The following is a 20,043-nucleotide window of genomic DNA, read 5'->3' as shown; positions in this document are numbered from 1 at the left end:
ACTATATATTTGCTAAGTGATATTTCCATGTCCAAACACTCTGTGTCCAACAACTCTATGCCAAACAACCTAGCTGAACCGTCTGACGGGGAGGGCTTGCTTCATTGTGCACCATTGTTTTCGCGCTTAGGGGCGTTTGTACTAACAGTAGGCATGGTATTGGCATTTTTTATCAGTCAATTGGTAGGCGTGTATATCGCTGGTAAACTGGTATTACCGGCTACACAACATGGATCGATGGCGGACATATTCTTTTTTGGTAGTAATGATGGAACGGTCGTGAGTATCTCGATAGTCATAGGCTGCATACTGTTGGTAGTGACCAGTATTGTCATTATTCGTCTACGAGGTGGTAAGGTGCGTCAGTACCTAGCATTGAAGCCGTTTTCATTTACGGTAGGTATGGGCATGCTAGGATTGCTGTTGATATTTATGATAGTCAGTCAGGCGCTGACTTATATGCTGGACATGACGCCGCTGGTATTTGTAGATCCGTTGTATCAGTCTGTTAGTTCAGTGTGGCTGCTGGTCTTTGCAATGGTCGTGGTTGCACCTATTTACGAAGAAGTGGTTTTTCGTGGCATATTATGGTCAGCCATCAAAGAGCAGTTCACCGCACCGTCATACTCTGTGCATCACGGTGCGATAGTAGCAAGTATCGTGACCAGTTTGATATTTGCCACTATCCATGTGCAGTATGGTATCTATGAAATCAGTACCATCGTAGTGTTGGCATTGATATTTTGTTATGCACGGATTAAGTCAGGCTCGCTACTACTGCCAATCGTACTGCACATTGTCAATAATGGTGCAGCGATGTGGCAGTATATTGTGCAAGCGGCATAGATAAAAAGCTGACCACAACGATGGCTAGCATGTAAATTATATCGAGCCAGTCAAATATTTAAATTTGGCTACGCGTTAGGATTATGCATCAGGATTTAATAGTAGCACTTCATCGGCAGCTCGCTTGATATCATCAATCGTCAGCTGAGGTTTGCCGCTCAATGCTTGACGCCACTTACGCGCGCCCATCAGACCTTGGAAGAGTCCTAAATAATGCCGTGTCATCGTTGGCAGCGCTTCGCCTTTTGCGAGTTGTTCTTCGAGATATGGATATAGCTGCTCTAAAATCTCTGAGCGCTTAGGTATTGTCTCAGGAGTTGCCTCGTTCCATAAGCTATTGGCCTCTGCTAATAGATACGGGTTGTGATAAAACGCTCGTCCTATCATCACCCCATCGATATGCTGTAGGTGCGTTCGGATGTCCTCAATTGTATCGATACCGCCATTGATTTCGATATCTAGCTCAGGAAAGTCTTGCTTCAAGCGGTAGACATCATCGTAACGTAGCGGTGGTATCTCGCGATTTTGCTTAGGGCTAAGTCCTTGTAGCCATGCGGTACGTGCATGAACAATAAAACGTGTACAGCCAGCAGCAGCTACTGTCTGCACAAAATCCACCATAAACTCGTAGCTGTCAAAGTCATCAATACCAATACGGTGTTTGACTGTCACAGGAATATCGACAGCTGCTTGCATATGCTTGACCAAGTCAGCAACTGTTTTGGGTTCTGCCATCAGACAGGCACCTATCTTATTATGTTGTACGCGATCAGAGGGGCAGCCGACATTGATATTGACCTCATCATAGCCATACTGCTGGGCAAACTCAGCACACTGTGTCATCTCATCAATGTCTGCACCGCCAAGCTGCAATACAAGCGGATGCTCGAGCGTATCAAAACGTAGATGCCGTGCTCGGTTGCCATGTATCAACGCACCAGTGCTGATCATCTCGGTATATAGGTACGTATGCGGGTTAAAAAGTCGCGCAAAGTAACGATAATCTGTCGTCGTCCAGTCGATCATTGGCGCAACGGAGAGGCGTTTGTTGGTCATATCAACCATGGTTATCAAGCCTTAATATCTGTGTCTTAAATAATGGATAAGGTGCAATGGATGAGATATCCCATTGCACCTTAGTTTTAAATATCGTTCAAATTAGTGACTGATTTATTATTTATAAAATAACATGGTCAATCTTTTTGAATTCGGGCAAATTATAGAAATAAAGCCCCATAATGATACCGATAGAGCCCACAAAGGCAATATATAGCGCTGGCGAGAAACTGATGAGTGTCGTGGCGTAACCAAGACCAAAGGGTATCAGCACACCCACGATACCGTAGGTAATATTATAACAAAAAGAAATGCCGGTGAGACGTACATTGGTCGGAAATAGCTGCACTAAAATGGCAGGGATCATGCCCACGATACCGGCACAGAACCCTAGCAATGCATACATGATTAAGATATAGTCGCCACCCGCCTGCAGATGATAAAAGAACGCCAGTGTTTGAGCGATAAGTAAAACAGAACCAATGACCAAAATTTTACCAAAGTTCTCATGGGTCGAGATCATGCCATAAAAGACACAGCCAAGAACCATAAATACGATGCCCAAGCTATGAGAAAAGCTAAACAAATCACTGTCTAAAGTAAAGTTGATTTCTATTAGTTCTGGCAGTAGTAGGACAATGACAGAGGTGATACTAGATATCACTATAGTCATTACCATACTGACAAAGATAGAGTGTTTGCAGCGCTTGAATAATACCGTAAATGGTCTACCTAGATTCTTACCAGTTTTTGGCTTATCTAACGCCAAGAAAAACGGAGTCTCTTTAACCAATCGCCATACCAACAATGGCAGACAGGTTAGTAAGGCGCCAACAAAAAACGGCAAACGCCAGCCATAATCAGTCAGCTGTACGGTGGTCATAAAGTCAGTCAGCCACAGAAAAAACGCATTAGAGAACAGTACACCTACCAAAAAGCTAGCCGTAACGTAGCTACAAGCCACTGACAAATACTGCCGAGGGACATGCTCCGCCACAAATACCCAAGATAGCGGTGCGTAAAGACCAAATGCCATACCTTGTATGATTCTCAGCAATATGAATAACGCAGGTGCAAGCGCACCCCACTGCGCATAAGTAGGCAGACACGCCATTGCGAGCAAGCTACCTGCCGTAACGATTATGCTCAGGAAAAAGGTCGGCTTTCGACCTTTGAGATCACCATAACGCCCGAACAGAATACCACCAAATGGCCGAGCCAAGTAACCAATGACAAACAGCCCCATTCCTTGCAGCTTAGCAACCGTAGGATCGTTATTAGCGGGGAAAATAGCAGCTGAGACAATGTCTGCAATGTACAAATAAATCAAGAAATCAAAAAAGATTACAGCGCTGATAAAGCTTACGAATATGACTGTATTTTTGTCTTTTTTAGACATCAGGGCGTATTGAGAACGAGTCGGCATAATAGATCACGCATCCACGGAGTAAAGTGGTCATTAAGACGATCATCGTTTAGATAATCGGCCATGATAAAAACCGGCAAATCAAAGTATATAAACAATGATTCGCCGAAACAGTAATTTTGTGTATTGTAATAAGAACTTTGATTACAGGATTTGGCTTTTAACAAAAGCAAAACTGCACATCCTGCAATTTTAGGGACTATTTAGAAAAGAGTTTACATATTACAGTAGCCAGTCAATGGGTAACCAAGACATAATAGTAAGCCAGATATGATCACTCATATCGACCCGTGGCTCTGACTCGTAAACGACTTCTTTGCCATCTTCCATCGTGTGCCACTCTAGACTACCGTTGTCTAGCAGCTTAACTTCATAAGCTTGATTTAGTAAATCATCACTCAGCGCCCCGTGCAGCTGTCTTGCCAACTCATCATCATTGATGATTACACCCATTTCAGTATTGATATTGGCAGACCGAGGGTCAACGTTGTAGGAGCCGATAAACACTTGATAGTCGTCTACCGCAAACGTTTTTGCATGTAGGCTGGTTGATGACTGACTGCGTGCACGCCAGAGTTTATTGTCACGTTTTTCTTCAGCTGCCGTTGATTTTAGCTCGTATATTTTTACGCCTGAACGAAGCAGGCGAGGTCGCCACTGGCTATAACCAGAATGCACTGCAGTCACATCGGTCGCATCAAATGAGTTGGTTAATATCTTAATATCGACACCAGCTTCAGCCAACTTAACCAATGTATCAACGCCATCTTTGGTCGGTACAAAATAAGAGGAAATAATCGTCAATTTCTTGGTTGGGCTACCAAGCAAGTTACGCAACTGATGAACCAAGTTGGTATCGGCAGGAACCGTTTTGCTTAGTTTGCCAACATTATCACTTAAGAATTGCATGTCGGTCCAACGGAAAGGCACACGCTTATTAATCAAGTCACTATCAATCGTAGAGTCTTTGATCGCAGCCTTATAAACCGTCAAGCTGCTGCCTTCGTTGTTTTCTTCATCCAGACCGAGCTTATCTAAGGCCTTTAAAAAATCAGGCGTAACGTCATTATCAAATTTCGCTAGGGTCTCGATATCAAATGATAAAGGCGATGACCAATAGTCATAAAAACTGTTATCAATATCTGCGACGACTTTACCGATAAGTAAGACATCCAAATCTGCAAATTGGCTACTTTGATCATTACTAAGGTATTCGTTGCCGATATTACGCCCACCGATGATGGTAATCTGCTTATCAAAGGTCATGCTCTTATTGTGCATGCGGCGATTGATACGCGGCAGACCAGTCACATAGTTCAACGTCGGAAACTTACGATGCATCAAAGGATTGATAATACGCACCGCGATATTAGGATGACTGGCAAAACGTAATAGGTGCTGATCAAACTTTGCACTGTTATTAAAATCATCCAACAACAAACGCACGATCACACCGCGCTCAGCCGCTTCCCACAAGTCTTTTAATAGCAGTTGGCCAGCCTGATCATTATGCCAAATATAATACTGCGCATCGATATTGCGCGTGGCCATACCTGTTAACATACTACGGGCGGCAAACGCATTTGCCCCAGTGACGATCGGATGATAGCCTGACAAATCAGGATGAATTTCATTCTGCGCACTAACAGCGGCCACTAGATCAGTATTGTTGGTTGTAGTCGCTGTATTTTGCTCAATCTTTGGGCTGTCTTCTTGTTGGTATAAAGCATTGACTCGCGCTGATAGCGCTTGGCTCTCAGGCAGGTGAGGCTGTTTGGGTAGGCTCTGGCAAGCGCTCAGACCTAAAGTCAGCCCAAGTGTTAGACTCAACGATAAGCTGCTTGGTTCTATACTGAACATCGACATAACGAATTTACCTTGATGAGCCTAAATATACTGATAAATAAAATGCATGGATAAGTAATTTGCTGAAATTGTTCATCTATTTTTAAGGATGATAGCATTGATTGGACGGTCTATAAAAATATCACCAACGCCAAAATTCAAATCGTCGCTAAGCTTAGCAGCTGTTAGCATATCTGCCTATTATAAATACGTTATTTTTGTCAGGTTTGACGATTGATTTTATCGTGATTTATTGTCGGTTAAGTCTGCATAATGGCTGTCATATTGAACATCCAGTTATTTTAATAGGCAAAATTAATAATTAGAAGTTATCTGAAACCAGATGTGTGGAATAAGTCGGCATGTTATGATAACGCTGATGAATTTGCTTAATAATCAAAAAAATAAGCAGTCCTTTTATATCAACCAAAACACAGCAACGGAACGTCTATGAGTCAGTCGCAAACAAAAGATGAGAGTCACAAACAAACGCATTTAAACGATGGATTAGATCCAAACTGGCGCAATGATGCCTTAGATTTAGGGCTTGATTATGGTATGCAAACCATCGCCGTGCGCGCAGGTCAGCATCGTACCGATGAGGGCGAGCATTCAGAACCGATCTTTACCACCAGCTCGTATGTCTACCAATCAGCCGCTGATGCCGCGGCACATTTTGACGGTACAAAGACAGGAAACGTTTACTCTCGTCATACCAACCCAAGCGTCCGTACTTTTGAGCGTCGTCTCGCCGCGCTAGAGAACGGCGAGCGTGCGGTTGCAACTGCATCAGGCATGGGCGCTATTTTGACCATGTGCTTGGCATACCTAAAAGCGGGCGACCATCTGCTCGCTGCCAATCAGTTATTTGGCTCGTCTATCGGTCTGTTTAACAACTATATGGCCAAGTTTGGCGTTGAAGTTAGTTATGTTGATTGCTTTGACAATGAGGCATGGGCCAATGCCGTTCAACCAAATACCAAAGTGATCTATTGCGAAAGCCCAAGTAATCCATTGGCGCAGATTTGCGATATCGGTTATTTGAGCCAGCTATGTAAAGCCAATGACATACTATTGGTCGTTGATAATTGCTTTGCCACACCAGCATTGCAGCGCCCGCTAGATTTGGGTGCCGATGTCGTTATTCACTCTGCGACCAAATATTTGGATGGTCAGGGTCGTGTACTTGGCGGGGCGTTGGTTGGTAGTGACAAACTGATGCAAGAAGCGTTTACAGTGGTACGCTCAGGCGGTATCAGCATGAGCCCGTTTAATGCATGGGTGTTTACTAAGGGGCTTGAAACGCTGAAACTCCGAATGCAAGCGCATTGTAACAATGCCAATCAAGTCGCAGAATTTTTGGTCAATCACCCTAATGTTAGTACGGTGCATTTCTCCGGCCTAAGTGACCATCCTGCACATGAGCTCGCCACCCGCCAACATCATATGGAAGACGGTTACGGTGCTATCATGGGTTTTGAAGTCAAAGCATCTGACAGTCGTGATACCAAAGAAGCGGCTTGGCATGTGATTGACTCGACTCAAATGGTCTCCATCACCAATAACTTGGGCGATGCTAAAACCACGATTACCCATCCTGCGACGACCACGCATTTCCGTCTCACCCCTGAGGCTCGTGCCGAAGCTGGCGTTAAAGACGGTCTGATTCGTCTATCAGTCGGTTTGGAAGATGTCGAAGATATCATCAAAGATTTGGCGCGTGGTTTAGACAGTTTGTAAAGATAGCGGTATAATGCCGTCAGTATTTTATTTTAAACTTTAAATTATCCCATTTATTATTACAAGACAAAGAGGCAACTATGAATATTCAAGCATTGATGCAACAAGCACAAACGATGCAAAAGAAAGTAGAAGCAAACGTTGAAAACGCCAAGAAAGAGCTTGCGAATAAAGAAGTGCAAGCAGAAGCGGGCAGTGGTCTGGTTAAAGTCACCATGACTGGTCGCCATGTGGTCAAGCGTTTGACCATCGATCCAAGCTTGCTAGAAGATGAGCCAGATATGATCGAAGATCTTATCGCTGCGGCTATCAATGATGCGGTGCGTCAAGCGGATGAGCTATATGAAGAAACCATGGCTGGCGCGACCTCAGGTATGGGTCTACCACCAGGTATGCAAGGCATGTTTTAAGCATTAAATACTTCATACTGAAGACAAAAATGGGGTTGTTATCGACACGATACGACCCCATTTTTATAGCTACGGTTTTTTAAATTAAGTTAAATTCAGTCAACTAAAGGAAGCTACTTTGCTTACAGCCAAATTTGATCAGCTGGTCAAACAGCTGCGTATATTGCCAGGCGTCGGTCAAAAAAGTGCTCAACGAATGGCGCTACATTTGCTTAGTAAAAAACGTCCGCAAGGTATGGCGCTTGCCCAAGCACTAGATGAAGCCATGCGCGATATTGTTGAATGTCAGCGCTGTCATAGCTTTAGTGATGAAGCGGTGTGTCCTCTATGCCAAGACCCTAGACGTGATGATGGGCTGCTGTGTGTGGTAGAGACAGCGGCAGATGTGATGGCAATCGAGCAAACGGCAGGGTATCGTGGTCGCTATTTTGTGCTTGGTGGACATTTATCCCCGATTGATGGAATCAGTGCGGATGACTTAAATATTGATCAGCTGGTATGGCGAGTCAAACAAGAGCCTGTTGAAGAGATTATACTGGCGACAGGTACGACGGTTGAAGGCCAGACCACCGCACATTTTATTAGCGAGGCCGTGAGTCGTCATGTCAATAAAGTCACACGTTTGGCACAAGGGGTGCCGATGGGCGGCGAGCTTGAGTATCTAGATAGTATGACGCTGGGTCAAGCCATGCAAAACCGCTCTTTTTTGTAAGGTTTTGATTGCGTCAAAGTCTTGCCCCTTTCATTCTATGAAATTGTTATAATTGCTTTATTATTGTTCTCTTTTCTAATTTTATTAAGACGCAGTATCGCGTTTTATTTTCTCCTATTTATGCAGGTATCTGCCCGTGTCCAACAACGTTTCGAACGCTTCAGTCAAATCAAATACTTCCGAGATTACTGACAACTCATCACAAAAAGCAGCTAATACTGAGATGACATCAGTGGCGACACCTTCGGAATCAAATGACGTTGCACTGGATGTTGATGCAATTGATATCGATGCACTGTTGGATATCGCTGATGCTGTCGATGTCACTTGGGTGCGTGAGCAGCACCAATTGGCTGAGGTCATCAATGCCTTGGCAACTTGTGGCCGCGTCGCACTGGATACTGAGTTTATCAAGCGCGACACCTACTATCCCCGTCTGGCACTTGTACAGTTAAATACGGGTGATCACGTATATTTACTGGATGCGCCAGAATTGCAACTGTCTGAGCTGTGGGAAGCGCTACGCAAAGTCGATGTGGCTATCTGGCATGCTTGCGGTGAAGATTTAGGCATTTTTTATCTGCTATCTGGTTGTCCGCCATTGACCAATATTTTTGATACGCAAATTGCGTTGTCTTATTTAACCGGTCAATTGCAAATGGGCTATCAGCAGGCATTAGCGGATCAGCTAGATATGCATATCGATAAAGAGCACAGTCAGTCTGATTGGCTCCAGCGCCCGTTGACAGACGAACAAGAGCAGTATGCCATCGATGATGTGCGTTATTTGCCAGCGCTATATCTCAGTATCGAACATGCGCTTAAGGCACAAGGGTTGTATGATTATGTCTGGGCTGACTGCCAGCTCTATGCCAGTGATTTGTATGACTTGCAGCACGTTGAAGATGAAGCGATGTATCTGACAATGGCTGATTATCGCTATAACTCACAGCAAATGGCGATACTCAAAGGAATTGCTACGTGGCGAGAAGAGCTGGCACGTGCGACCAACCAACCGCGTACGTTTATCATCAAAAAGCAAGCGGTACGTGAGATCGTCACTGAAAAACCAAACAGCATGCGTGAGCTGTCGCATAAAACGACGATGCAACGTAGCATGCTGCGCTTATATGGTGAAGAGCTGCTTAAGATAATAAGAGAAGCCAAAAGCCTACCACCTGCCGAGCATCCAGCTTGTCTAGTGCCGCCATATCGTTCAAAAAACAAAATCCTGTCAAAAGCAGTGCAGCAAGCGATTGATGATCATGCTAAGGCTATCGGCGTGCCTAGCAGCGTTTTAATGCGCAAAAAATGGCTAGGACAGCTATATGAAGTCATTGCTCTTGATAAAGATCTCAGCGAATTACCACAAGGGTTAAAAGGCTGGCGCAATGACTGGGTCGTCCAGACGTTGATTCCTGTGATCAGCAAGCATAAAACTGAATTGCAGCAAGGGATGGGTATTAGATAGCAAATACAGCCAACTCAAAAAATTGATGTCTAATTTCACATTGCTTGTTTTTTAAATCAATTTTTTTAAATCAATCAATAGTAGTATCAATTTTTTCTCTATCGATAAATGGGCGTTTTGACAATCTTACTTATACTTTTGCTCAGTCATATCTATTCCATTATTCGCTGTCATCTAGGGCATTTTAGGTATTAAAAAATATGCCCTAGTGTTCAAACTCACCGTTTTCCAAAAACAAAATCACTTGCCGAGCCACTTCTTTATTGACCAGCATGCCTGTATGGGTAACGGGAAGGACGATATGGTCGTTGGCGCATTCCAGTCGTGTTTCGCTGACGTAGACAGTGCCATCATGAGCACAGTTTTCTGCCACTGCTGATTCGCCTTCTTTATTCAGTTTGCGATTATGATATTGCAAAAAAGGCTGTCCTAAGCCGCGCGGTTTATCGCCTGCAATCACGCCTAGATGGATATGTTCAGGACAGGACGTCGCTGTACCATCGAGGGCATCGATATAAGATCGTCCTACAATCAAAGGACTCAGACGCCACACATAATCGGCGCAAACACTCCCCACATGCGGCGTGCCAAGTGTGACGCAGCGTCCAATTTGCCATTTGGGATAATTGGCTAAAAAATCACGAATAATCAATCCACCCAAACTATGACCGACCAAATCTATCGGTTGATCGGGGTTGTGGTTGGCACTCAGCCATTCATGTAATCGCAGGCTGTTAGTTTTAATACTGTCGCGCATGCTGCGATAGCTGTATTGATGGGTGGCAAAGCCTTGCGCTTGTAAACGCTTCGCTAATGGACGCATCATCCAAGTTGTTTGATGCAAGCCATGTATCAAAATTACAAGGTTTTTTCGTTTAGGCGCTTTTTGTTCCATTTCTTTTTGTTGCATAACGGTGTCCAAGTGAATAATATTACAACTTTTATCAACGCTTGTTTATTATAACAAGCGAATAAGTAGTCTGCTTATATTAGCGCTTTAGGGGTAAGGGTTGTCAAATTATCTAAGTTTATTAATTTCAATGTTAGCTATTTTTTCGCTGTCAGGTTGTACCACTTATAGAGCGGAGAAACTACCAATTGTTCAGATAGAGATGGCAGAAATGATAGTAGTAAACGAACCTATGCCAGCTAAGACACCTCTGCAAATTGCTACTTGGTCACCAACTAAATATAATGGTCGATTTACAGCGATGACAGCGGGATATTTGACAGTTATCAATAACTGCCTTGCTTTGACTAGGGATAGTGACGAGGTGCCGACAAAAGATAATAGTCTTCTGCTAGTATTAGCGGATACGTCTTTTTCATGGGATGACGCTCAGGAAGTATTACTATTTGAAGGAAAGCCTTATAAGATTGGCGATGAGCTTTATCTTGGCGGCGGAGCATTTTTCTACCCTAACCCAAATATCAAAGTAAAAATAAACTGGATAGAATGCGGGCTGAATAAAGGTTGGTTGGGCGGTTAAGTCTCATTAATAGTGTAAAAATTTAACAATGCATGCATAAAACAAAACCGCCAAATCAGTCGCTGACTTGGCGGTTTTTTGACAATAAACGAGCTGTTATCAAAAATGATAATTACATATAGTTTTCGATACTTGGGCAAGAGCACATTAGGTTCTTATCACCATACGCATCATCGACGCGCGCAACACTTGGCCAGAACTTGTTTGCACGGATGTATGGTAGTGGGAATGCAGCAGTCTCACGGCTATATGGATGCGTCCACGCTTCATTAGTAATCATAGCTGCGGTATGCGGTGCATTGACTAATGGGTTGTCTTCTAGCGTCCAGTTATCTTCACCAGCTTTGGCTTTCATGGCTTCAGCTTTGATAGATTTTAGCGCACTGATAAAGCGATCCAACTCTTCTTTTGACTCAGACTCTGTTGGCTCAATCATAAGCGTGCCAGCGACTGGGAAGCTCATTGTTGGCGAATGGAAACCATAATCCATCAAGCGCTTAGCGATATCGCTTTCTGTGATGCCAGTCTCTTCTTTTAAGGGACGAATATCGATGATACATTCGTGAGCCACACGGCCGTTTTTGCCAGCATATAGGACAGGGTAGTGACCTTTTAATTCGGCTGCCACATAGTTTGCGTTCAACAATGCCAATTCAGTGGCTTTTAATAGACCATCACGGCCCATCATAGCAATGTACATCCATGAGATAGGCAAGATGCTCGCTGAACCATAAGGTGCTGCTGATACTGCTGAGCAGTCTTTTTGTGCATTGTGTACAGGGCTCAAGGTATGGTTGGCCATAAACGTTGCCAAATGCGCTTTCATACCGATAGGGCCCATGCCTGGACCACCGCCACCATGCGGGATACAGAAGGTTTTGTGCAGGTTCATGTGTAGTACATCAGCACCAACGTCTGCAGGCTGCATCATGCCTACCTGAGCATTCATGTTCGCGCCGTCCATATAGACCTGACCACCATGCTTGTGGGTCAAATCACAGATATGACGGATGCCTTCTTCAAACACGCCATGAGTCGATGGGTACGTGATCATTAAAGCGCCCAAACGCTCGCTATGCTCTTCACACTTGGCGGTTAAATCATCGATATCAACGTTGCCGTTTTCATCGGTTTTGACCACGACGACTTTCATACCCATCATCATGGCGGTAGCAGGGTTGGTACCGTGCGCTGACTGAGGAATCAAGCACACATCACGATTGGTCTCGCCCAATGACTCATGATAACGGCGAATCGCGAGCAGACCAGCATATTCACCAGAGGCACCAGAGTTTGGCTGCATAGAGACATCATCAAAACCAGTAATGGCTTTTAATTGATCTTGCAAGCTATCGATCATCGCGATATAGCCAGTAACTTGATCACGTGGTGCAAAAGGATGCACGTTGGCAAACTCAGGCCAAGTAATCGGTAGCATCTCACTGGTGGCGTTTAGCTTCATGGTACAGCTACCCAGTGAAATCATGCTGCGGTTCATCGCTAGATCTTTGTCTTCAAGCGACTTCAGATAGCGTAGCATTTCATGTTCGGTGTGATGCGAGTTAAATACTGGATGCGATAAAATAGCATCGGTACGCAAGTGTGCACTATCAAGAGAAACGCGAGCGGTTTCAGGTAGATCGTGTGACTTGTTGACGAATAGCTGAGTCAACGTGTTGAAATCTTGCTGATCGCTGGTTTCACTAAAGGCAACGCTTAATTTGGTGTCGCTTAGACGCCATAAGTTATAGCCAACGTTGTCTGCATTTTTAAAGATTTGAGTAGCAAGCTTCTCTGAACCACAATCAACGACGACTGTATCGAAGAATTGATCATGTACCACGCTCAAGCTGCTGTCATTAGATTCTGTGATAGCATCAGCAAACGCAGTGGCAAACGCATGAATACGAGTGGCAATACGCTTCACGCCGCCTGGACCATGGTATACCGCGTACATACCAGCGAGGTTAGCTAGTAATACTTGTGAGGTGCAGATGTTTGAGTTGGCTTTTTCGCGGCGGATATGCTGCTCACGCGTTTGTAGAGCCATACGTAATGCAGTATTGCCTTGTGCATCTTTTGATACGCCAATGATACGACCAGGTGCTGAACGCTTGGCTTTATCAGAAAACGCAAAATAAGCGGCATGCGGACCACCAAAGCCCATTGGTATACCAAAGCGCTGCGTACTACCTAGCGCTACGTCAGCACCCATATCGGCTGGTGATTTCAATAACACCAAGCTCATGATGTCACTGACAACACTGACGTAAGTTTTGTTTTCTTTTACGGCCGCGATGACGTCTGTTAAGTCTTTAACGTCACCTTCAGCACCGACATACTGGAATAGCGCACCGAAGTAGTCACCAGATTTAGCCGTTTCAAAATCACCAACGACCACTTCCCAACCAAAGTATTTAGCACGAGTATTGATAACATCTAGCGTTTGCGGATAGACACGCTCGTCGACGAAATACTGCGTTGATTTGCTTTTGCTCACACGCTTTGACATCGCCATCGCTTCTGCCGCTGCTGTTGCTTCATCAAGCAATGACGCACCAGCCAGCTCAAGACCTGTTAGATCAATACATACTTGTTGGAAGTTCAGCAATGCTTCTAGACGACCTTGAGCGATTTCAGCTTGATAAGGGGTATAGGCGGTGTACCAGCCTGGATTTTCAAGGACGTTGCGCTGAATGACGGCAGGCATACGAACCGGAGAGTAGCCTTGACCGATATAGCTTTTGTTAACAGTGATGTCATCTGCCATCGTGCGTAGTTTGGCAAGTGCCGCATGCTCACTCATCGCCACTGGCAAATCCAGCTCTTTGTGCAGACGTACTGGCTCAGGCACAGTGTCATTGATAAAGCTTTGCATATCTTTATAACCAACAGCGCTGAGTAGGTCAGCTTGCTTGGTTTCGTTCGAACCTAAGTGGCGATAGACAAATTCAGCTTCGTTGAACAATCCTTGAAAGGTATCAAACGATGGGTTTTGAGAGATAGTCATGACAATCCTTGGTTAAGGGAGTAATAAACAAAATAGCAATTAAGGGAATAATGTGAGCGGTACGTTATACGTAATGCACAAACTGTTTTTGATCAAAGCGGAACTGGGTGTTGTAAACGCCACTGTCAGCGCGCTCGCCTGCGCCAAGCATCATAACGATATGATGGTCGTCGCTAAGATTGAGCAACGCTTTCATGGCAGGCTCATCAAAGCCGCCCATAGGACAGCTATCAAAACCATGAGCGCGTAATGCTAGCATCAGGTTTTCGGCGGCAAGCGCGGTGTTATTGGTTGCCCAGTTTTTGGTGTCTTCAAAGGTATAATAAGGCGATTTGATTGGGCCTTTTACGCGTCTGACCACTTGCGTTGCGCCCCATTTTGCAGCCGAAACCACGTTGGCTGGGCCGCGCAAAAAGTCCATTGTGACGACTTTGTTGTAGTAGTCTTTCACTTTCTTTGGCACTGGCTGATCAGGATATTCGCGCAATATTTGCTGAGCATGCTCATGCCAGATGTCGGTGCGAGCAACGATAGCGATTAAGCGCGCCGATGTTTTTGCCGCGTTTTGATTCATACAGTTTTTGACGGCGCGTTTGCGATTGTCAGCATCATCGATAACATAAAATTCCCACGGCTGTAGGTTGCTAGAGTTTGGTGCTAGCATGGCCAAACGCAGACAGTCTGCCAATACGTCGTCAGGGATAGGTGTGTCAGTAAAACGGCGCACGGAACGGCGTGACTCTACGATATCGCGAAACGCTTGTAGCTGCGGCGTATGGTTTGGTGTGGCAATGGGGTCTTTATTATCGGTGTTGGCATTCATATTAGGATCCATGCTGAGAATTGGGTTATCAGTTTGCGTCGTTATTGATAGCACGTATTCATTGGGATTCGAATAGGTGATCAATACGAGTCAATGAGATAACGCTTGGTAGCAATAACATCGGAGGATAATGATTGTTGGAGATCTACATATAAAGCTGCTTTCAAATAATAAGCATGGTCAATGAGCCAATACTTTTAATGAGAAAGGTTGTTCAAACAGTTTAAATAGAGAGTATAGATACCAGCTGTTGCCAGTATCTATGTTTAGTCGGGGCTAGTGCTTTGTACGAGCTAAAGTCTTACAAGTGCTAATGTCTTGTGAGAGCATGCTTAGCTTGCGTGCTTAGCTTATAAGTCGCTTTCGTACTCGTCAGCAGTCATTAGTGCTTCGTAGTCAGCGATGTTGTCAGGCTTCATTCTGAAGAACCAACCTTCGCCGTATGGGTCAGAGTTGATGATTTCAGGATCATCTTCTAGTGCTTCATTGATAGCGATCACTTCACCTGAAATAGGCGCATAAACGTCAGAAGCCGCTTTTACTGATTCAACAACTGAGATTTCGTCATCAACAGCGATGATATCGCCCACATCTGGTAGCTCAACGAATACCACATCACCCAATAGATCTTGAGCATGGTCAGTGATACCAACAGTGATCGTACCGTCGTCTTCTAGGCGTAGCCACTCGTGACTAGCAATATATTTTAGCTCTGCTGGGATGTTGCTCATGGTCTCTCTCCTAAGTGATAGAGGTTAATTAACAAAAATAATGGAGGCTAGGCGTGTTGCCATTTTTATAATTGCGCGCAAAATGACAACGCGCTCTAATGATAGAATTTATAAGACCTAAGAGTCAAACTGTTGCTTGCCGTTACGGACAAAAGGTAGCTTTAGTACGCGTACATCGACGAATTTACCTTTGCCGCGTAGATCGACTTGTACACTGTCATCTTCTGATAAGCTGGCAGGTACACGGGCAATCGCGATTGAATTTTTTAGGCTAGGGGAGAATGTACCGCTGGTGATAATGCCAGTTTGCTCGTTATCAGTGCCTTGATTAATAGTCACTGTCATGCCTTCACGCAATACGCCACGCGTGGTCAATAGCAAACCCACTTGCTTCATAGCAGTGTTGTCTTCTTTTGACTGCTTACGTTTGCTGACCAATGCTTCACGGCCGACAAAGGCGCGGTCGTCTTTTAGTGCAAGCGTCCAGCCCATGTTGCACTCGTAAGGGCTGATGGTTTCGTCCATGTCATGGCCATAAAGGTTCATGCCCGCTTCCATACGCAAAGTATCACGTGCGCCAAGACCGGCAGGTTTGATGCCATTTGCTTTTAATTGCTCAAAGAAAGCAGGGGCATCATCGGCATGCATAATGACTTCAACGCCATCTTCACCAGTATAGCCAGTACGAGCCACAAACCAATCAGTGCCTTCGATATCGGTCAAATCAGCACCAACGAAAGGTTTTAGTGCTGCTAAGGTATCTGTCCAGCTTGGTTTGGCCTGAGCCATTTTTGCAATAGCATTTGGACCTTGCACGGCAAGCATAGCAAGCTCAGGTCGCTCGGTAATCGTAATATCGAAACCTTCGGCGACTTTATTAAACTGTGCTAAATCCTTGTCACGAGTGGCTGCGTTAGAGACGATGCGGTACTCAGTTTCTTCTGCATTCATCAGGTAGACGATCAAATCATCGATAACGCCGCCTTGCTCATTGAGCATGCCAGAGTACAGCGCTTTACCAGCGGTAGTGAGTTTGTTGATATCGTTTGCGAGCAGTTTTTGTAGCCATGCTTTGGTATCAGCGCCTTTGATATCAGTCACAACCATATGTGAGACATCAAACATACCTGCATCTGTGCGTACCGCTTCGTGCTCTTCGATTTGTGAACCGTAATGAATTGGCAATTCCCAACCAGAAAAATCGACCAGTTTGCCCTCACTATCAATATGAGATTGGTAAAAAGGGGTGCGCTGAGGGGCTTGGGTGCTGCTAGAGTCTTGAGAATGGGTATCAGTCATAACAAATCCTTATGTGTACATCAGTCGTACTCGGCAGAGTAGGGAGTGATGCGCAACGTAAAAGTAGCGAGAAGCAATATTGCAAGGCGCAAATATCACATCAAAGGGTGACACAGAAAGCAAAGATGAAGACGTAAGCCAAACAGACGCTATACGTCAGTTTGAGCTAAAGCCCTATCTGTCCTGTGACCTGAGATTTTCAACACGAACCATCATTTTTGGGCAGTTGTATGAGCCCTATCATCGATGATAGCGTATTTTCTCCCCTTCGGTGGGTAAGACGTCGTCCGTTCTTACCACTCTCCAGATTTGTTATGCCTTATGTTTGATAAAAAAGTAGTGCGCTATGAGCGTCATACTACTAAACACTATCAAACAACAGTGACATGCGTTTTTCAGTCCTTTTACCTGAGCGATTGGCAGGGTGGATGCGCCTTCGGTGGTTATCTAGCAATTGCGATAGTTGTATAACCAATAGGGTTTAATACAAAAACGATGCTGATAAACTCTCTCCTGAAAAACGCTTTTATTATGAAAGGTTCAAAGCGCTTTTACAAGTCATCAAAGCCATTAAAATAAATAAATTTGGCAAAAATAATGTTTTGATAGGGAAGTCTGTCAAATAGGTTATGTTTTACAATGATATTTTTATCGCTCATATCAGCGTTTTGTCTGTGTGTTTTGACAAAAATTACCATAGCAAAACGCAAAGCGACTACTGGTATTTGCCTGAAATATGCTAACCTACGCCCATAGTTTCTGATAGGTAGTTTTTATGCATTGCGATATTTATAAATTTCCCAAACACGACGACATGTATATCTACATTGCGCGTCCTGATTATCCTGACGATACTGATGAGATCAAAGACTGGCTTGGCGTATTACCAAAAGATTTCCGTGCAGGTTTAGGTCGTAGCAAGTTTGTCATGCATTTGGATTTGGCGACTAAGGATAAGCTCGCTCGTGTCGATAAAGAGGAAGTATTGGCAAAATTACAGTCTCAAGGCTACTTTGTGCAGTTGCCGCCGCAAGACGTGATGCGCCGCCAAGCAGAGCTGCGCGCTCGTGAAGCGCAGGACAGCATCTATAATTAATGGGATTGTCAGCAAGTGAGTGTGGTAGGAAATATCAATACGCTACCTTGAAAATAGCGTTGATAAAAACCTACGACACACTTGCTCACATGCATTTGAGTAGAGAGTCGTGATAAACTGACACCCTACGCAATGTACATATAAGCCTATATAATGCATAAGTTTGTTATGTAGTTGGCCTCATTCTGATTCTACAGAACGCACATATACCGCTAGACACAGATTGTGTCACCGGCGATAAACGCAGGTAAATAAACACGCATGGACTGGTTAAAAAATATCTTACATAGCTTACCGCTAGAGTCTATCAGTGACATTCTCGGTGAGATTGCCATTTGGTGGGGCCAAATGGTAAAGGATGTCCCACCCGCTGATTTGCCGATGTATGCTTATCTGGGCGGTGCTGTTTTGGTACTAGTGCTATGGATACTCGTTGCTCGTGTACTGCCAAAACCATTGGGCGGTATGAGCTGGATGGTTCTGTTTGCAGTATTATTAGCACCAGGTACTGCACTTGGCGATCCGAGCGAGCTTGCACCAGCCAGCATTAGCGTCGTCTATGCTGTGATGATGAAAGATTACGCAGGCGCGGTTGCTAATATGTTGCCGATATTGGTGATACTGGTCGCAGGGTTGTTTGTTGGTTTTGTATGGCAACTGATACGCAGCGCATTTGCATCAAGCTTGGACAAAGCCCGTAGCCGCAGCGCAGAAGATACACAGGCAACGTTACAAATGACCACAGGCAGTTATTTGCCAGAAGGCGCTACCGTAACTGAACAGCCTGACACCAATGTAAACTTAAAAAAAGACAGTACATTGGCTAAAAAAACGGCTAACGATACATCTGACAAGTAATAAAAATAGGCTAGGCGTTGAGACAAAATTACTGTCTTAAAAGTTATTTGATACCTGAATAAAAAGACACCATTGCGTGTCTTTTTTTGTGCTCGACTGTTTATTAGGCATATAAATAATAGCTCACTATGAACTGCACATAACAATTGTTAATAAATGCGAACGCATGAGTATTTTGGCAATGCATCAGGCTGTGCTAATCTAATTTATTCGTTATTATTCATTTATGTTTTAGACTTATCCATTTATAACAACTCATCTATAACAACAATCGAGATCTGATTATGACCACAGCTGACAATACTAAGCAAAACTTTACTGGTACGAGTAGTTATATTGCTACCGATGATTTGCAACTGGCCGTAAATGCCGCTATGACCTTACAAAAGCCATTGCTGATCAAAGGCGAGCCTGGCACAGGTAAGACATTGCTTGCCGAAGAAGTTGCTGAAAGTTTGGGCATGCCACTGATTACTTGGCACGTCAAATCGACGACTAAGGCTGAGCAAGGACTGTACGAGTATGATGCAGTATCACGCCTGCGGGATTCACAGTTGGGTGATGACAAGGTTTATGACATTGCCAACTATATCAAGCCGGGCAAGCTGTGGGATGCTTTTACCAGTACAGAGCGTAGCGTACTGCTGATTGATGAGATCGATAAAGCCGATATCGAGTTCCCAAATGATTTGCTACATGAGCTTGATAAGATGTCTTTTTATGTTTATGAGACGGGCGAAACTATTACAGCGGCGCAGCGTCCAGTAGTTATTATTACCTCAAACAATGAAAAAGAGCTGCCAGATGCGTTTTTACGTCGTTGTTTCTTTCATTATATTGACTTCCCAGAAGAAGAAACCATGCGCCAAATCATCGAAGTACATTTTCCAGATATTCAAGAAAAACTGGTCAATGATGCATTGGATATCTTCTATAAACTGCGTGGTATTCAAGGTCTTAAAAAGCCGCCATCAACGTCTGAATTGGTCGATTGGTTAACTTTGTTACTTGCTGATGATATGGCTCAGGACGAGCTAGAAGAAAATCTGCGAGGCGAGAAATCTATCCCACCGTTATATGGTGCGTTATTGAAAAACGAAGCAGACGTGAGTTTATTACAGCGTTTTGCCAATATGATGCGTCGTTAATGTTTGCCGCTTGCATTGGCTTTAACCTTTTATATCCAATATCGAATGTCTGATGTAAAAGTCAACGCAAGCGCTCAACCTG

Annotated in this window: 17 protein-coding genes and 2 riboswitches; of the genes, 9 read left to right on the top strand and 8 right to left on the bottom strand. The window is 44.3% G+C overall.

Annotated elements, in window-relative coordinates:
* Positions 1-57 precede the first annotated feature (57 nt).
* A complete protein-coding gene (locus ACS8FA_RS24065) occupies positions 58-846 on the top strand; it encodes a CPBP family intramembrane glutamic endopeptidase (RefSeq protein WP_439264903.1) in 789 nt (262 codons plus the stop codon).
* 81 nt (positions 847-927) lie between these two features.
* Here ACS8FA_RS24065 and dusA read toward each other — a convergent pair whose 3' ends face one another.
* From dusA to ACS8FA_RS24050, 3 genes are all read right to left on the bottom strand, one after another.
* Positions 928-1,911, bottom strand: coding sequence for a tRNA dihydrouridine(20/20a) synthase DusA (gene dusA / locus ACS8FA_RS24060; protein WP_439264827.1), 984 nt, complete (start codon positions 1,909-1,911; stop codon positions 928-930).
* A 112-nt stretch (positions 1,912-2,023) separates the two neighbouring features.
* Positions 2,024-3,328, bottom strand: coding sequence for an MFS transporter (locus tag ACS8FA_RS24055; protein WP_439264829.1), 1,305 nt, complete (start codon positions 3,326-3,328; stop codon positions 2,024-2,026).
* A gap of 222 nt (positions 3,329-3,550) precedes the next feature.
* On the bottom strand, positions 3,551-5,194 hold the full coding sequence (locus ACS8FA_RS24050) for a phospholipase D family protein (RefSeq protein WP_439264831.1): 1,644 nt from the start codon (positions 5,192-5,194) through the stop codon (positions 3,551-3,553).
* Positions 5,195-5,623: 429 nt separating this feature from the next.
* On the opposite strand from ACS8FA_RS24050, the gene ACS8FA_RS24045 reads away from it, so the two are divergent.
* The 4 genes from ACS8FA_RS24045 to ACS8FA_RS24030 all read left to right on the top strand — a co-directional run bounded on the left by ACS8FA_RS24045 (position 5,624) and on the right by ACS8FA_RS24030 (position 9,506).
* On the top strand, positions 5,624-6,913 hold the full coding sequence (locus ACS8FA_RS24045; protein WP_439264833.1) for an O-succinylhomoserine sulfhydrylase: 1,290 nt from the start codon (positions 5,624-5,626) through the stop codon (positions 6,911-6,913).
* Between the two features lie 80 nt (positions 6,914-6,993).
* Complete coding sequence (locus ACS8FA_RS24040) at positions 6,994-7,323, top strand: YbaB/EbfC family nucleoid-associated protein (RefSeq protein WP_025651278.1); 330 nt, start codon at positions 6,994-6,996, stop codon at positions 7,321-7,323.
* A gap of 118 nt (positions 7,324-7,441) precedes the next feature.
* Positions 7,442-8,035, top strand: a complete 594-nt coding sequence (recR, locus tag ACS8FA_RS24035) for a recombination mediator RecR (RefSeq protein WP_186474225.1) — start codon at positions 7,442-7,444, stop codon at positions 8,033-8,035.
* 136 nt (positions 8,036-8,171) lie between these two features.
* Positions 8,172-9,506 (top strand): ribonuclease D, encoded by a 1,335-nt coding sequence (locus ACS8FA_RS24030; RefSeq protein ID WP_439264836.1) that lies wholly within the window; start codon positions 8,172-8,174, stop codon positions 9,504-9,506.
* A 205-nt stretch (positions 9,507-9,711) separates the two neighbouring features.
* Here ACS8FA_RS24030 and ACS8FA_RS24025 read toward each other — a convergent pair whose 3' ends face one another.
* Positions 9,712-10,416: an esterase/lipase family protein gene (locus ACS8FA_RS24025; RefSeq protein ID WP_439264838.1), complete on the bottom strand. Its 705-nt coding sequence runs from the start codon at positions 10,414-10,416 to the stop codon at positions 9,712-9,714.
* A gap of 100 nt (positions 10,417-10,516) precedes the next feature.
* On the opposite strand from ACS8FA_RS24025, the gene ACS8FA_RS24020 reads away from it, so the two are divergent.
* Complete coding sequence (locus ACS8FA_RS24020) at positions 10,517-10,996, top strand: hypothetical protein (RefSeq protein ID WP_439264840.1); 480 nt, start codon at positions 10,517-10,519, stop codon at positions 10,994-10,996.
* Between the two features lie 112 nt (positions 10,997-11,108).
* Here ACS8FA_RS24020 and gcvP read toward each other — a convergent pair whose 3' ends face one another.
* The 4 genes from gcvP to gcvT all read right to left on the bottom strand — a co-directional run bounded on the left by gcvP (position 11,109) and on the right by gcvT (position 16,859).
* Entirely contained in the window at positions 11,109-14,006 is a 2,898-nt protein-coding gene (gene gcvP / locus ACS8FA_RS24015) for an aminomethyl-transferring glycine dehydrogenase (RefSeq protein WP_439264842.1), read from the bottom strand.
* A 64-nt stretch (positions 14,007-14,070) separates the two neighbouring features.
* Positions 14,071-14,829: a nitroreductase family protein gene (locus ACS8FA_RS24010; RefSeq protein WP_439264844.1), complete on the bottom strand. Its 759-nt coding sequence runs from the start codon at positions 14,827-14,829 to the stop codon at positions 14,071-14,073.
* Positions 14,830-15,179: 350 nt separating this feature from the next.
* Positions 15,180-15,560, bottom strand: a complete 381-nt coding sequence (gcvH, locus tag ACS8FA_RS24005; protein WP_057760766.1) for a glycine cleavage system protein GcvH — start codon at positions 15,558-15,560, stop codon at positions 15,180-15,182.
* A gap of 117 nt (positions 15,561-15,677) precedes the next feature.
* Positions 15,678-16,859: a glycine cleavage system aminomethyltransferase GcvT gene (gene gcvT / locus ACS8FA_RS24000; protein WP_439264846.1), complete on the bottom strand. Its 1,182-nt coding sequence runs from the start codon at positions 16,857-16,859 to the stop codon at positions 15,678-15,680.
* A 168-nt stretch (positions 16,860-17,027) separates the two neighbouring features.
* Positions 17,028-17,176, bottom strand: a riboswitch (glycine riboswitch).
* Positions 17,177-17,245: 69 nt separating this feature from the next.
* Positions 17,246-17,385: riboswitch (glycine riboswitch) on the bottom strand.
* Positions 17,386-17,634: 249 nt separating this feature from the next.
* Here gcvT and ACS8FA_RS23995 point away from each other — a divergent pair.
* The 3 genes from ACS8FA_RS23995 (at position 17,635) to ACS8FA_RS23985 (ending at position 19,961) form a co-directional block, all read left to right on the top strand.
* Positions 17,635-17,955: a YcgL domain-containing protein gene (locus ACS8FA_RS23995; protein WP_439264847.1), complete on the top strand. Its 321-nt coding sequence runs from the start codon at positions 17,635-17,637 to the stop codon at positions 17,953-17,955.
* 261 nt (positions 17,956-18,216) lie between these two features.
* A complete protein-coding gene (locus tag ACS8FA_RS23990) occupies positions 18,217-18,813 on the top strand; it encodes a hypothetical protein (protein ID WP_439264848.1) in 597 nt (198 codons plus the stop codon).
* 284 nt (positions 18,814-19,097) lie between these two features.
* Entirely contained in the window at positions 19,098-19,961 is an 864-nt protein-coding gene (locus tag ACS8FA_RS23985; protein ID WP_057760758.1) for an AAA family ATPase, read from the top strand.
* The last annotated feature ends 82 nt before the right edge of the window (positions 19,962-20,043 follow it).

The sequence above is a fragment of the Psychrobacter sp. 1Y1 genome (assembly GCF_051847395.2).
In the GTDB taxonomy this organism is placed as follows: Bacteria; Pseudomonadota; Gammaproteobacteria; order Pseudomonadales; family Moraxellaceae; genus Psychrobacter.
This window is presented reverse-complemented; position numbering and strand designations above follow the sequence as displayed.